General features: G+C 66.8%; 13 protein-coding genes. All 13 read right to left on the bottom strand.

Translation table 11 applies throughout. The features are described 5' to 3' along the window. Positions 1-17: 17 nt before the first annotated feature. Positions 18-2,705 (bottom strand): pyruvate dehydrogenase (acetyl-transferring), homodimeric type, encoded by a 2,688-nt coding sequence (aceE, locus tag LIN44_RS26115; protein WP_227315138.1) that lies wholly within the window; start codon positions 2,703-2,705, stop codon positions 18-20. 156 nt (positions 2,706-2,861) lie between these two features. Beyond that, positions 2,862-3,155, bottom strand: coding sequence for a YciI family protein (locus LIN44_RS26110; RefSeq protein ID WP_227315137.1), 294 nt, complete (start codon positions 3,153-3,155; stop codon positions 2,862-2,864). A 38-nt stretch (positions 3,156-3,193) separates the two neighbouring features. Continuing rightward, the gene (locus LIN44_RS26105) at positions 3,194-4,285 is read right to left on the bottom strand and encodes a porin (protein WP_227315136.1); all 1,092 of its coding nucleotides are present in this window, start codon (positions 4,283-4,285) and stop codon (positions 3,194-3,196) included. Between the two features lie 44 nt (positions 4,286-4,329). Continuing rightward, positions 4,330-4,740, bottom strand: coding sequence for a nuclear transport factor 2 family protein (locus tag LIN44_RS26100; RefSeq protein WP_227315135.1), 411 nt, complete (start codon positions 4,738-4,740; stop codon positions 4,330-4,332). Positions 4,741-4,750: 10 nt separating this feature from the next. Further along, the gene (locus LIN44_RS26095) at positions 4,751-5,470 is read right to left on the bottom strand and encodes an ABC transporter ATP-binding protein (RefSeq protein WP_227315134.1); all 720 of its coding nucleotides are present in this window, start codon (positions 5,468-5,470) and stop codon (positions 4,751-4,753) included. A gap of 2 nt (positions 5,471-5,472) precedes the next feature. Continuing rightward, the gene (locus tag LIN44_RS26090) at positions 5,473-6,279 is read right to left on the bottom strand and encodes an ABC transporter ATP-binding protein (RefSeq protein ID WP_227315133.1); all 807 of its coding nucleotides are present in this window, start codon (positions 6,277-6,279) and stop codon (positions 5,473-5,475) included. Continuing rightward, positions 6,276-7,250 (bottom strand): branched-chain amino acid ABC transporter permease, encoded by a 975-nt coding sequence (locus LIN44_RS26085; RefSeq protein WP_227315132.1) that lies wholly within the window; start codon positions 7,248-7,250, stop codon positions 6,276-6,278. The genes LIN44_RS26090 and LIN44_RS26085 overlap by 4 nt, the downstream gene beginning before the upstream one ends. 2 nt (positions 7,251-7,252) lie before the next feature. Continuing rightward, positions 7,253-8,140: a branched-chain amino acid ABC transporter permease gene (locus LIN44_RS26080; protein WP_227315131.1), complete on the bottom strand. Its 888-nt coding sequence runs from the start codon at positions 8,138-8,140 to the stop codon at positions 7,253-7,255. Positions 8,141-8,170: 30 nt separating this feature from the next. After that, on the bottom strand, positions 8,171-9,331 hold the full coding sequence (locus LIN44_RS26075) for an ABC transporter substrate-binding protein (protein WP_227315130.1): 1,161 nt from the start codon (positions 9,329-9,331) through the stop codon (positions 8,171-8,173). Between the two features lie 54 nt (positions 9,332-9,385). Next, complete coding sequence (locus LIN44_RS26070; RefSeq protein ID WP_227315129.1) at positions 9,386-10,324, bottom strand: NAD(P)-dependent oxidoreductase; 939 nt, start codon at positions 10,322-10,324, stop codon at positions 9,386-9,388. Between the two features lie 122 nt (positions 10,325-10,446). After that, a complete protein-coding gene (locus LIN44_RS26065) occupies positions 10,447-11,439 on the bottom strand; it encodes a tripartite tricarboxylate transporter substrate binding protein (RefSeq protein WP_227315128.1) in 993 nt (330 codons plus the stop codon). Positions 11,440-11,494: 55 nt separating this feature from the next. Beyond that, positions 11,495-12,133, bottom strand: a complete 639-nt coding sequence (leuD, locus tag LIN44_RS26060; RefSeq protein WP_227315127.1) for a 3-isopropylmalate dehydratase small subunit — start codon at positions 12,131-12,133, stop codon at positions 11,495-11,497. Positions 12,134-12,154: 21 nt separating this feature from the next. Then, positions 12,155-13,570, bottom strand: coding sequence for a 3-isopropylmalate dehydratase large subunit (gene leuC / locus LIN44_RS26055; RefSeq protein ID WP_227315126.1), 1,416 nt, complete (start codon positions 13,568-13,570; stop codon positions 12,155-12,157). Between the last annotated feature and the right edge of the window lie 5 nt (positions 13,571-13,575).

The following is a 13,575-nucleotide window of genomic DNA, read 5'->3' as shown; positions in this document are numbered from 1 at the left end:
CGGCGCCTTTGCGCGTGTCAGGCATGCAGCGGGTACGGCTTGTCCGGATCCAACCCGTACTTCTTCAGCGCCTGCGCGACGACGCCCGCGTCCAGCGTGCCTTCATCCGCCAGCGCCTTCAGCGCCGTCACCGCGATCCAGTGGCGGTCCACCTCGAAGAAATGCCGCAACTGCTCGCGGGTATCCGATCGCCCATAGCCATCGGTACCCAGCACCGCGTACCGGCGCGGCACGAATGGCCGGATCTGGTCGGCCAGCGCGCGTACGTAGTCGGTCGCCGCAATGACCGGTCCCGGCATCGGTGCCAGGCACTGCTCGACATGCGAGCGCCGCGCGGGCTCGTCCGGATGCAACAGGTTCCAGCGCGCCACCGCATTGCCCTCGCGTGCCAGCTCCGTGAAGCTGGGGCAGCCCCACAGGTCCGACTGCACACCCCAGTCCCGCTGCAGCAGTTCCGCTGCGGCAATCACTTCGCGGAAAATGGTGCCGGCACCAAGCAGTTGCACGCGCGGTTCGCCCGAGGCCTCGCCGTCATTGCCGCCTCGGCGGAACAGGTACATGCCCTTGAGGATGTCGCTTTCCGCGCCCTCGGGCATCGCCGGGTGCTCGTAGTTCTCGTTCATCACGGTGATGTAGTAATACACATCCTCCTGGTCCTGCACCATGCGGCGCAGGCCGTCCTGGATGATCACCGCCAGCTCGTAGGCGAAAGTCGGGTCGTAGCTGATGCAGTTGGGAATGGTGCCGCCCCACACCAGGCTGTGCCCGTCCTCGTGCTGCAGCCCCTCGCCATTCAGCGTCGTGCGCCCCGCCGTGCCGCCCAGCAGGAAGCCGCGCGCACGCTGGTCCCCGGCGGCCCAGGCGAGGTCGCCAAAGCGCTGGAAGCCGAAGATCGAATAGAAGATGAAGAACGGGATCATCGGCTCGCCATGCGTCGAGTAGGACGTAGCGGCGGCGATCCAGTCGGCCATGGCGCCGGCCTCGTTGATCCCTTCCTGCAGGATCTGGCCGTCTTTGGATTCCTTGTAGAAGCTCAGCTGCGAGGCATCTTGCGGCGTGTAGGTCTGCCCTTGCTGCGACCAGATGCCGATCTGGCGGAACAGCCCTTCCATGCCAAAGGTGCGCGATTCATCGGACACGATGGGAACGATGCGCCGGCCCAGCGCCTTGTCGCGCAGCAGCGTATTGAGGATGCGCACGAAGCTCATCGCCGTGGAGAACTCGCGGCCCTCGCCGCTGGCCTTGAGCTGGGCCTCGAACGCCGACAGTGGCGGCACCGGCAGTGACGGCCCGCGCCGGCGCCGCGCCGGCAGGTAGCCCCCCAGCGCCTGGCGGCGCTCATGGAGGTAGGCATGCTCGCGCGAGCCCTCCTCGAAGCTCAGATAGGGCAGCTGGTCGAGCTGCTGGTCCGTGAGCGGCAGCCCGAAACGGTCGCGGAAGTGCATCAGTGCCTCCACCCGCATGCTCTTCTGCTGGTGGGTAATGTTCTGTGCTTCGCCGGCCTCGCCCATGCCATAGCCCTTGATGGTCTTGGCCAGGATCACGGTGGGCTGGCCGCGGTGCTCGCTGGCAGCCCGGTAGGCCGCGTACACCTTGTGCGGGTCATGGCCGCCGCGGTTCAATGCCCAGATGTCGTCGTCGGACCAGTCGGCCACCAGCGCCTTGAGTTCGGGCGTATTGAAGAAGTGCTCGCGCACGTAAGCGCCGTCCTTCGACTTGAAGGTCTGGTAGTCCCCATCGACACATTCCATCATGCGGCGCGCCAGGATGCCGGCGCGGTCGCGCGCCAGCAGCGCATCCCACTTGCTGCCCCACACCACCTTGATCACGTTCCAGCCCGCGCCGCGGAATTCCGACTCCAGCTCCTGGATGATCTTGCCGTTGCCGCGCACCGGTCCGTCCAGGCGCTGCAAGTTGCAGTTGATGACGAAGACCAGGTTGTCCAGCTGCTCGCGCCCGGCCATGCCCAGCGCGCCGCGCGATTCCGGCTCGTCCATCTCGCCGTCGCCGCAGAAGACCCACACCTTGCGCCCGTCATGCTGGCCGAAGCCTCGGTCTTGCAGATACTTCATGAAGCGCGCCTGGTAGATGCCCATGATCGGCGCCAGGCCCATCGACACGGTGGGGAACTGCCAGAAATCGGGCATCAGCCACGGGTGCGGATAGGACGAGATGCCCTTGCCATCGACTTCCTGGCGGAAGTTGTCCATTTGCTCCACGGTCAACCGCCCTTCCAGAAAAGCACGCGCGTAGAAGCCCGGCGCGGAATGCCCCTGGAAGAACACCAGATCGCCGCCATGGCCGTCGGACGGCGCATGCCAGAAATGGTTGAAGCCGATCTCGTACAGGGTGGCGGCGGAGGCAAAGCTGGCGATGTGCCCGCCGACATTGGTATCGCGTGCCGCACGCAACACCAGTGCGATCGCGTTCCAGCGGATGTAGGAGCGGATCCGATGCTCAAGTTCCTGGTTGCCAGGGCTGCGCGCCTGTACTTCCACGGGAATGGTATTCAGGTAAGCGGTGTTGGCGCTGAATGGCAAGTAGATGCCGGCACCATGCGCCCGCTCGATCAGCCGCTCGATCAGGTAGTGCGCGCGCTCCGGCCCCTCGTACGCGATCACCGAGTCGAGCGCATCCAGCCATTCGGCGGTTTCCTGCGCATCGCTGTCATCGTTGCGGAAAGTGGCTGGGTCGGCTGCTGCCATGGTCGGACTCCTCGGATGCGTAGATCAGGCAAAGTGTCCCGCGCCGCTTGCACACGGACTGCAGGACATGGCTGCCAAGGCTAGCATCCGGCACACGCCACGGTAAGACGGCAAATCGCGAACACGGCGTTTCTCCAGCAGAAACACCATGCGCGTTCACGCCGGGTCGCGGTTATCGACCCGCATCACGAAAGGATGGATATGCACGTGCTGCCACACTCCTGCCTGGTGAAACGGATCGCCCCGGTTGAAGTCAACGACTTGCTGCTTGTCCTGCGCACGCACCAGGAACAGGCTGCCGATCATCTGTTCGCCATCCTCAGACATCAACGGCCCGCATACTACGCACTGCACCGCGGCCGCGTCCAGATAGGCGCGGTGCGCATCGTAGCTCTCCAGCCGGCGCGGCAAGGCATCGGCATGGTCCAGGCAATGAATGATGAAGTACATCTCCCATCCTCCATCTGAGAGTCCGGCGCCGGTGGGCGTCAGAACACGTGCTTGATGCCAATCATGGTGCCGAACTGGTTCGCCCCCGGCGGCGGGTTCGAACCAGCCTGGCCGGCGCTGACAGACATCGCCAACTGGCCGCCGTTGTCGATAAACCCGGCGGTGGCATACACCGAGGTGCGCTTGCTGAAGGCGTACGATCCGCGCAGCGCATACAGCATCGCCTTGTTGTCGCTGTGGTGGTAGCGCAGGTAGTAGACCTGTCCGGCCAGCGTCAGAGCCGGCGTGATGTCGTAGGCTATACCGCCGTACCAAAGGTCGGAGCGCGGCGTCGGGCTGGCCTCGTTGTCGCGGCGGATCACGCCCAGGCCAAGCTTGGTGCGCGACAGCAGCATATAGCCGCCGAGCGACAGGCGGTCGTCTGAGAGGCCGCTGCTGGTCAGGCCGGCAAAGGCGCCGGGCCCGCCGCGCAATGAATCGTAGCTGGCCGACACGCCCCACCACTTGGTTTCATACATCACCAGTGCGGACCACTCCCGACAGGCATTACGGTCCGCAGGATTCTCGCCGGCGCAATTGGTCCCCGCCGGACTCGGTCCGGCATTGACGGCGTCGCGCCCGAAACTGTAGGTTGCGCCCACCGTCAGGCCGCCGAAGGTGCCCTTGTACGAGACCGCATTGTCGGCGCGTGAGTTCGGGATATAACTGTCAAGCGAAGCCGAGCCATAGATGTTTGGCCCGAGAATGTCCGTATCCAGATTGGCCCAGAACAGCATGGTGTACTGCCGCCCCAGCGCCACCTGCCCCCAGTTGCCTGACAGGCCCACGAACGCCTGGCGCCCGAACAGCCGACCGCCCTGGTTGGCCTGCCCGGAATCCGGCGCAAAGCCTGATTCCAGCACGAACACGCTCTTCAGGCCGCCGCCCAGGTCTTCACTGCCGCGCAGGCCCCAGCGCGACGGCACCGTGCCCGTCAGCACCGGCACGCGCGCCACGCCATCCTTGGATGGGCCGACGTTGTTGACATACTCTACGCCGGTGTCAAACACGCCATACAGCGTGACCGACTGCGCTGCGGCTGCCAGCGGTACTGACAGTGCCGTCCCGGCCAGGAACTTGCTCAAATTCACGTGTGTCTCCCCACCTTTATTGTTATGGCAGTTGAAATTCCCGGCTAAGGCGCAGGCGGGATTGGCGTCGAGGCCCACGCCACCATCTGCCACGCGCCGTCCTGCCGCTTCCATACGCTGAGAAAGCGGTTGTCCAGCGTCCGCTCCACCCCATCGACGATCGCGATCAGCAGGGCCTTTCCCTGCATCACGGCGATGTCGTCGTAGATCTCCTGGCCCACGTCCTGCACCGACGCCTGCAGGTAGCGCACCCGCCCGCTGCGCAGCGATGCCAGGTATGCCTGCTTGCCCTCTTGCAATGCCGACGAGTGGGTATAGGACAGCTCATCGGCAAGCAGCTTTTCCAGCGCGGCGATATCACCTGCGAGCATCGCGCGGTATCGCGAGGCGTCCGCCTGCCTGAGCGCAGCGAGATCTTGCGTGTATCCCCTGGCAATCGTTGCCGGATGGCTCATGTCCGTTTCCTCAACCATGCAAGTACGCCTTCACCAGCGTCTTGTCGTTCAGCAGGGCCTGCCACTCCCCGCGCCGGACTTCGTGGATCACGCGCCCCACCGACAGCACATAGGCGCGATCCGTCATCTCCGCGGCAATGGCCACGCTCTGCTCCACCAGAACGATGCTCAGGCCGCGTTCGCGCAGCTGGTTCAGCACGGCAAGGATTTCCTTGACGATGCGCGGGGCGAGGCCGGTGGTCAGCTCGTCCATGATCAGCAGGTCGGGCTGCAGCAGCAGCGCCCGCGCGATCGCCACCATCTGCTGCTGGCCGCCCGAGAGCAGGCCAACCTGGGTGTCGCCACGCTCCCGCAGCAGCGGGAACAACTTGCAGACTTCGTCATGGGTGAAGCGCAGCGCGCCGCCGCGGGCGCGCCTGCCCGCATGCTCGGCAAGCCGCAGGTTGTCGCGCACCGACAGTTCGCCGAACAGGTTGCGGTTCTCCAGCACGACGGCAATGCCATGCTCGAAGCGCCGATGCCCCGGCACGTGGCCAATCTCAACGCCTTCCTTGACGATGCTGCCCGCCATCGGCCGCAACAACCCCGACAGCGTGCGCACCAGCGCGGTCTTGCCCGCGCCGTTGGCCCCGACGATGGCCACTGCTTCGCCGGGCCCGACTTCGATATCGATGTCGTGCAGTACGGGCACGGCGCCGTATTCGGCGCGCAGGCCTTTTACTTTCAGCATGGTCACACTCCCAGATAAGCTTCGCGCACGCGCGGGTCCGCCTGCACCTGTTCCAGCGTGCCGCTGGCAATGATCTCGCCGTAATACAGGACGTGGGCGGTGTCGCAGATCGTCATCAGACCCATGTCATGCGACACCAGCAGGATGGTCATGCCTTCGCGGTTCAGCCGCAGGATCCATGCGCGCAGCAGTTCGATCTCTTCGCTGTTCAGCCCCGACGACGGTTCGTCCAGCAACAGCAGGCCCGGTTCGCCGATGCACGCGCGCGCCAGCTCGACAATGCGCCGCTGGCCCGCCGGCAGCGTGCCGGCCTGGTGCTGCAGAAGGCTTTCCAGGCCGAACTTCCGCGCGCACGCCAGCGCCGCCTCATGCATCCCCTGCAGCTCGCGGCGCGACAGCGGCGAGCGCAGCATCGCGTGCCACACGCCGCTGCGCGTGGCCTTGTGGCAGCCGGCCATCAGGTTCTCCAGCACCGTCATGTGCTCGAACACCTGCGGCGTCTGGAAGGTGCGCACCAGCCCGGCGCGGCTGCGCTGCTGCACGGTGTCTGCGGTGATGTCCCGGCCCGCCAGCAGAACCTTGCCGCCCCTGGGACGCAAGAATCCCGAGATGATGTTGAAGCAGGTAGTCTTGCCACTGCCGTTTGGCCCGATCAGGCCGACGATACGGCCAGCTGGCACTTCGAACGCGACGTTGCGCAGCACGTCCAGCCCGCCAAAGCTGTGCGCGATCGCTTCGACCCGCAGCAGCGCCTGCGCGCTGGCCGCGCCCTCGGCGCGGGTGCTGAAATCAGCGACGGCGGTATTCATCGCGCCTCCTTCAGCACGCGGGCATGCGCGCGGGTCTCCATGCGCCTGAGCATGCCGGCGATGCCACCCGTGATCCCTCCTGGCATCAGCGTGACCACCAGCACCAGCACCGCGCCGAACAGCACCTGGTGGAAATCTCCCAGGCCGCTCAACAGTTCCGGCACCAGCGACACGAACAACGCGCCCAGCACCACGCCATAGGTGGATCGCGCCCCGGCGGCCACCGGCACCAGCAGGAACACGATCGAGCGCTCGACCGTGAAGCTCTGCACGCTGACGAACGAGACATAGTGGGCGAACAAAGTCCCGGCCAGCGAGCCGAGCATGGCCGAGGCCACGAACATCGTGGTCTTCAGCCGGTGCATGTCGATGCCGAGCACCTGCGCGGCCGGCGCGGCATCGCGCATGGCCCGCATCGCAAGGCCCGGCCGGCCCTTGACGAGGTTGTCCACCAGCCACAGCAGCAGCGCCACCAGCGGCCAGGCGAAGTAGTAATAGCGCTCCGGCGTGTCCAGCGCAAAGCCGAACAGCGACAGCTTGGGGATGCCGCCGATGCCCAGCGTGCCGCCCGTGAGCCAGTCCCACTCGAAGAACAGCACATTGGCGATGCTCCCCACCGCCAGCGTCGCCAGCGCCAGGAAAAAGCCGCCCAGGCGCAGCACCGGCACGCCGATCGCGGCGGCCAGCGCCGCGCTGACCAGCAGGCCGGCTGCGGCACCGGCCAGCGCCGGCCAGCCAAGCGCCGTGGTGCAGTATGCCGAGGCATAGGCGCCGATGCCGTAGAACGCGGCCTGTGCCAGGTTGACGATGCCGCACTGGCCGAGCAGCAGGCCCACGCCCAGGCCGCCCACGGCAAGGATGGCGGCGAAGTTGAGCAGGTCGATGTAGTGCCGCGACAGCAGTTGCCCGGCCAGCGCCCACACCACCACGGCCAACAGCAGCACGCGCGCGGCATTCGATGACATATTCATGCTTATCCTCCCTTGCGTCCCGCCCGGCCCAGCACGCCGTTGGGAAGCAGAATCATGATGACGACCAGGATCGACAGCGCGACCACGTCGCGATAGCCCGACGGGAAGCCCACCACCGCGAGCGACTCGGTCAGCCCCAGCAGCAGTCCCCCCGCCACCGCGCCCAGCGGATTGCCCAGTCCGCCGAGGATGGCCGCGGCAAAGCCCTTCAGCGTGAGGCCGATGCCCATCTGGTAGTTCATCGACAGCAGCGGTGTCACCAGCACCCCCGCCACCGCGCCGAAGCCGCCGCCGAGCAGAAAGGTCAGCGTGCGCATGCGCCGCACGCTGATGCCGGTGGTGGTAGCCCCGTCCGGGTCGAGCGACGCCGCGGTCATGGCCAGGCCTACGAGGGTCTTCGTATAGAACAGGCGCAACGCCAGCACCAGCAGCACCGAGATCCCCACCAGCGCCAGCGCATGCATCGGCGCGGTCGCGCCCAGCAACTCGACCACGCCTTCGCCGCCGATGGCCGGCAGCAGGTGCGAATCGCGGCCGCCGAAGTACAGCGCCGCGGCCGACAGCGCGAACGCCAGGCCGATGGTCAGCAGCAGGAAGCTCTCTTCGCCGGCGCCGCGGCGCATCATCGGCCGGACGAACAGCACGTCGATGAGCAGCCCGCTGGCAGCGCCGGCGACGATGCCGCCGGCAATCGCCGCGGGATATGGCAAGCCCAGCGCGTTGAGCGCAAACACGGCAACCAGCGCGCCGATGACCGCGAACTCGCCCTGCATGGCATTGACGATGCGGGTGCCCTTGAAGATGATGGCCATGCCCACGCCGATCAGCGCGTAGACGAAGCCATTGGTGATCCCCGACAGGACCGCCTGGAAAATGAGGGTGTCAGACATAGCCGGATCCTTTTCCGCGACCGCCGCCGGCTACGGCCGGGGCTTGTAGTCCAGCCGCACGAACTGGCCCTTCTGCAGCTTCGAGTAGGTAAAGCCGGCCAGCGTCATGCCGCCCATGTCGGGCGCGGCGAAGTCGTAGCCGGTGGTGACGCCCTGGTAAGGCCGGCGCAGGGCGCCGCAGAGCTTGTCGCCGGCGGCGTCCGCGCCCGCGGTCTTCAGGCCATTGGCCAGCGCCATCACCGCATCCCAGCCCACGGCGGCGAAATGCTTGGGCAACTTGCCGTATTCCTTGCGGTAAGCCTCGACAAACTCCTTCTGCGCGGGCAGCGGATCTTCGGAGACGATGAACTCCGGATGGATGATGTTGTCGGCGGCCTCGCCCATGCCCTTGACGGTCTCGTAGGTGGCGGTGCCGTGCACCGCGATGATCGGCGCGCCGATCTTCAGCTGGCGCACGTTGCGGAAGGGTGCCGGCGAGGTGGAGATGACAACGATGGCATCCGGTGCCGCGGCCTTGAGCTTCGCCGCCTGGGTGGTCACGTCCGTCGCCGCGATCTCGAACTTCTCCACCTGCACAAAGCTGACACCGTACTGGCGGTCCAGCGTCTTCATGCTGCTCCACACCACCTGCCCGTAGCCCGAGTCATGCAGCACGCCGACGCGCTTGAGGCCGTTGTCGCGTGCATAGGCCAGCACCGCGCGCGCATTCAGTTCCTGCGATGGCGTCAGGTGGAACACGCAAGTGCGCTCCCGCTCCACTGCCGGCCCCAGCCCCGAAAAGGCGAACAGCGGCACCTTCTGCGCCTGGGTGATGCCGCCGATGGCCACCGTCTGCGCAATGCCGGACGGGCCGATGATGGCGCGCACCTTGTGGGTATGCAGCAGCGCGTTGGCCTTGGCCACCGCCGAATCCGGGCTGGAGCCGTCGTCCTCGACCATCATCTCCAGCGGCCGTCCGTTGATGCCGCCGCGGGCATTGATGACCTTCTGCGCCAGCAGCGCGCCTTCACGCTCGGCCTGCCCCACGGCCGCCAGGCCGCCGGTGGTTGAGAACAGGCCGCCGATGCGCACCGGTTCCGCAGCGGACCTGGCCTGGGCCAGCGCCGGCGGCGACGCCAGCACCAGGGGCAGCGCCGCCATCGCGGCGCACAGGGCGCCGTGCCGCGCCCGGGTAGTTTGCTTGCGTTTCATGTCTCCATCCTCTTTATATGAATCGGGCTACGACGCGTGCTCGCGCAGGCCCCTTCAGTTGGCATTGATTGGTGCATCGGTGCCGCCCGGCGCACCGGTCCACGCCGGCACATCGGCCAGCGCAGCAATATCGAGATGACCGAGGTCGCGGTGCTGCATCATCGCCAGGTACTGGCGTACCAGCGACGAGATCGGCAGCGGGACCACGTTGTCGCGTGCCACGTCCAAAGCCATGTCCAGGTCCTTCACCACCAGCGAGATCGGCCCGACCGCGCCGTACTCCCGCTGCTTGAGCTTGTCAGCCTTGGTGCGGTAGTGCGGACTGCCGACGATGCTGTCGTTGATCGCGTCGATCATCAGCGCGCGGTCCAGCCCCGCGCGCGCGCCGAAAGCCAGCCCCTCGCCGATCACCGCGGTGCTCATGAACACCATCATGTTGATCATCAGCTTGATCACCCGCGCCTCATCTGCAGCGCCGACATAAGACTGGCGCGCGGACAGGCGGGCCAGCAGCGGCTGCACCGCGTCGAAGGCCTGACGCGGCCCTGACACGAAGCAACTCAGCTGCGCGCTGGCGGCCAGCGACACCGTGCCCGACACCGGCGCCCGCAGCCAGCTGGCGCCGCGCTGGGCCAACGCCGCGGCCACCTCGGCCGAGGCTTGCGGGGACACCGTGCTCATGTCGACAAAGATCTGGCCCGCACTGGCCGCGTCACCGGCACCGCCGTCGGACAGGAACAGCGCGCGCAGGCCGGCGTCGTCGAAGATGGTCGAGAACACCACATCGGACTGCGCTACCAGCTCCTGCACGGACCGCGCGGTACGGGCGCCCGCCGCGACCACCGCCTCGCACTGCGTGGGCACCCTGTCGAACACCGTCAGGACATGTCCCGCCTTGATCAGGTTCAGACACATCGGGCGGCCCATGGCACCGATCCCGATCCAGCCGATCCGCGGCGATTGCCCGGTGCCGCCATCCTTCACGTCTTCCATGTCCTTTCCTTCTCCATGCGGCCGGCACCCTGCCCGGTGTCGGCATCGTTCGTGGTGAAACCAGGTGAATTCGTTACGCCCGGCTGCGGCGGCGCTTTGTCGCAACCGGGCGGATGCGGCTGCTACTCGACCTTGACGCCCGCCAGCGCGACGATCTTGCGCGTCTGCTGGGTCTGCGTTTCGATATAGCGCGCGAACTGCTCGGGACTGAACTTCATCGGCACCATGCCCTGCGCGGCAAAGTTCTTCTCCACGAAGTCCTTGTCGTCGAGGATGTCGCGGACGGTGGCGTTGAGCTTTTCCACCACCGCGCGCGGCACCTTGGCCGGCGCCAGCAGGCCGTAGACGGCGGAGATATTCATCTCCTTGTAGCCGGCCTCGTCGAAGGTGGGCACCTGCGGCAGCGCGCGCGTGCGCTTGTCGCCGCTGACGGCCAGCACCTTGAGCTTCTTCGCGGCAACAAAGCTCTGGATGGTCGGCAGCGCCGGGAACGTCATCAGGATCTGCCCGCCGACGACATCGGCCACGGCAGGCGCCGATCCCTTGTAAGGCACGTGAACCAGGTCGGTGCCCGCCAGCTTGTTGAACAGCGCGCCCATCAGGTGCGGCTGGCTGCCGCTGCCGAACGAGCCGTAGCTATGCGCCTGCGGGCGGGCCTTGGCGTAGGCGGCCAGGTCCTTGACGCTTTCCACGGGCAGGCTGCCGGATACGGCCAATACCAGCGGCACGTAGCCGATCGTCGCCACCGGCGCAAAGTCGCGCGTGACGTTGTACGACACCGAGGGCAGCACCACCGGGTTGAGCACGAAGGTGGCGTCATTGGTCAGCAACAGCGTGTAGCCGTCCGGCTGCGCCTTGGCCACCGCGTCGGCACCGATCACGGTGTTGGCGCCGCTCTTGTTTTCCACCACCACCGGCTGGCCGAGCTTTTCCGACATGCGCTGCGCCAGTTGCCTGGCGATGATGTCGGTGGTGCCGCCGGGCGCATACGGCACCACCATGCGGATCGGCTGCGCGGGATAGGCCTGGGCCATTGCGGCGCCCGTGCCAGCCACGCAGGCAAGGCCGAACGCCGCGGCACGCAGCGCGCGAAGGGTCTGAGTAGTCCGGTACATCGTGTCTCCATTCATCGTTTTCAGGGCATTCCGGCTCGTTTGGCCGGTTTCCCGTTCAGTTGAACAACCAGGGTTCGCGTTGCCGCCGCGCCTGTTCGTATTCCTGTATCTGTGCGGCATGGCGCAGCGCCAGGGCAATATCGTCCAGCCCGTTGAGCAGGCAGTGCTGCTTGAACGGGTCCAGCGTGAAATGGATGACCTCCCCTGCTGGCGTCACGACCTGCTGCGCCGCCAGGTCCACGTGCAGCCGGTAGGCCGGCGTTGCCGCGACCTCGTCGAACAGGCGGTCCACCACCTCCGGCGCCGCCACGATCGGCAGCAGGCCGTTCTTCAGGCAGTTGTTGTAGAAGATGTCGGCAAAGCTGGGCGCAATCAGCGCGCGCAGGCCGAAGTCTTCCAGCGCCCATGGCGCATGCTCGCGCGAGGAGCCGCAGCCGAAGTTCTCGCGCGCCAGCAGGATCGAGGCGCCGCGGTAACGCGGCTGGTTCAGCACGAAGTCCGGGTTCAGCGGCCGCGCGCTGCAGTCCTGGCCGGGCTCGCCGTGATCGAGGTAGCGCCATTCATCGAACAGGTAGGGCCCGAAGCCGCTGCGCCGGATCGATTTCAGGAACTGCTTGGGCAGGATCGCGTCGGTGTCGACATTGGCGCGGTCCAGCGGCGCCACCAGCCCGTCCAGCGTGGTAAAGGCTTTCATGATTCGGTTTGCTCCGGTGCGTTACAGCGAGCGGACATCGATAAAATGCCCGGCCACGGCCGCGGCGGCCGCCATCTGCGGGCTCACCAGGTGGGTGCGTCCGCCGGGCCCCTGCCTGCCTTCGAAGTTCCGGTTGGAGGTGGAGGCGCAGCGCTCGCCCGGGGCGAGCCGGTCGTCGTTCATGCCCAGGCACATCGAGCAACCCGGCTCGCGCCATTCAAAGCCGGCCGCAATGAAGACCTGGTCCAGCCCCTCGGCCTCGGCCTGCGACTTCACCAGTCCCGAGCCGGGCACCACCAGCGCCTGCCTGATGCGCGGCGAGATATGCCGCCCGCGCACCACCTCTGCCGCGGCCCGCAGGTCTTCGATGCGCGCGTTGGTGCACGAACCGATAAAGACCTTGTCCAGCGCCACCGCCTCGATTGGCGTGTTGGGCAGCAGGTCCATGTAGCGCAGCGCCTGCTCAATGCTCTTGCGCCGCACCGGGTCGCGCTCGTCACGCGGATCGGGAATGCGCGCGCCGATGGGCACCACCATTTCCGGCGAGGTGCCCCAGGTGACGTGCGGGCGGATGGTGGCGGCGTCCAGCTCCACCACCGTGTCGAAGGTTGCGCCCGCATCGCTGCGCAGCGTGCGCCAGAGTTCGGTCGCGGCGTCCCACACACGGCCTTGCGGCGCCTGCGGACGGCCGTTCAGGTACGCCAGCGTGGTCTCGTCCACCGCCACCATGCCGGTGCGGGCGCCGGCCTCGATGGCCATGTTGCATACGGTCATGCGCGCTTCCATGCTGAGCGCGCGAATGGTGCTGCCGGCAAACTCGATCACATGGCCGGTCGCGCCGGCAGTGCCGATGCGACCGATCAGCGCCAGCGCAATGTCCTTGGCGGCCACCCCCTTCCCGAGTTCGCCCTCGACGCGGACCAGCATCGACTTCGGTTTCTTCATCCACAGGCATTGCGCCGCCAGCACCTGCTCGACTTCCGATGTGCCGATGCCGAACGCGAAGGCTGCGAACGCACCATGCGTGGAGGTATGCGAATCGCCGCAGGCAATGGCCATGCCCGGCAAGGTCGCGCCGCGCTCCGGTCCGACCACATGCAGGATGCCCTGGCGGGGATCGTCCATGCCGAAATTGACGATGCCATTGGCCTCGCAATTGCGGTCCAGCGCTTCGACCTGCTCGCGGCTCACCGGATCGGCAATGCCCTGGCTGCGCGCGGTGGTGGGCACGTTATGGTCGGCAGTGGCCAGCACCGAGGCCGCGCGCCACACCTTGCGCCCGTTCAGGCGCAGGCCTTCGAAGGCTTGCGGGCTGGTGACCTCGTTGACCAGGTGCCGGTCGATATAGATCAGCGCCGGGCCGTCGGCCTCCTGGTGGATCACGTGGCTGGCCCAGAGCTTGTCGAGCAGGCTGGCGGGACGGTTGGATTCGGTCATATCGG

This window comes from Cupriavidus sp. MP-37, assembly GCF_020618415.1.
GTDB lineage: Bacteria > Pseudomonadota > Gammaproteobacteria > Burkholderiales > Burkholderiaceae > Cupriavidus.
This window is presented reverse-complemented; position numbering and strand designations above follow the sequence as displayed.

What these genes read in the sequence shown, in the direction of transcription:
- leuC (WP_227315126.1), bottom strand. Translation starts at nt 13,570, where the DNA reads ATGACCGAATCCAACCGTCCCGCCAGCCTGCTCGACAAGCTCTGGGCC.
- LIN44_RS26110 (WP_227315137.1), bottom strand. Translation starts at nt 3,155, where the DNA reads ATGTACTTCATCATTCATTGCCTGGACCATGCCGATGCCTTGCCGCGC.
- LIN44_RS26080 (WP_227315131.1), bottom strand. Translation starts at nt 8,140, where the DNA reads ATGTCTGACACCCTCATTTTCCAGGCGGTCCTGTCGGGGATCACCAAT.
- LIN44_RS26100 (WP_227315135.1), bottom strand. Translation starts at nt 4,740, where the DNA reads ATGAGCCATCCGGCAACGATTGCCAGGGGATACACGCAAGATCTCGCT.
- leuD (WP_227315127.1), bottom strand. Translation starts at nt 12,133, where the DNA reads ATGAAAGCCTTTACCACGCTGGACGGGCTGGTGGCGCCGCTGGACCGC.
- LIN44_RS26070 (WP_227315129.1), bottom strand. Translation starts at nt 10,324, where the DNA reads ATGGAAGACGTGAAGGATGGCGGCACCGGGCAATCGCCGCGGATCGGC.
- LIN44_RS26075 (WP_227315130.1), bottom strand. Translation starts at nt 9,331, where the DNA reads ATGAAACGCAAGCAAACTACCCGGGCGCGGCACGGCGCCCTGTGCGCC.
- aceE (WP_227315138.1), bottom strand. Translation starts at nt 2,705, where the DNA reads ATGGCAGCAGCCGACCCAGCCACTTTCCGCAACGATGACAGCGATGCG.
- LIN44_RS26065 (WP_227315128.1), bottom strand. Translation starts at nt 11,439, where the DNA reads ATGTACCGGACTACTCAGACCCTTCGCGCGCTGCGTGCCGCGGCGTTC.
- LIN44_RS26090 (WP_227315133.1), bottom strand. Translation starts at nt 6,279, where the DNA reads ATGAATACCGCCGTCGCTGATTTCAGCACCCGCGCCGAGGGCGCGGCC.
- LIN44_RS26085 (WP_227315132.1), bottom strand. Translation starts at nt 7,250, where the DNA reads ATGAATATGTCATCGAATGCCGCGCGCGTGCTGCTGTTGGCCGTGGTG.
- LIN44_RS26095 (WP_227315134.1), bottom strand. Translation starts at nt 5,470, where the DNA reads ATGCTGAAAGTAAAAGGCCTGCGCGCCGAATACGGCGCCGTGCCCGTA.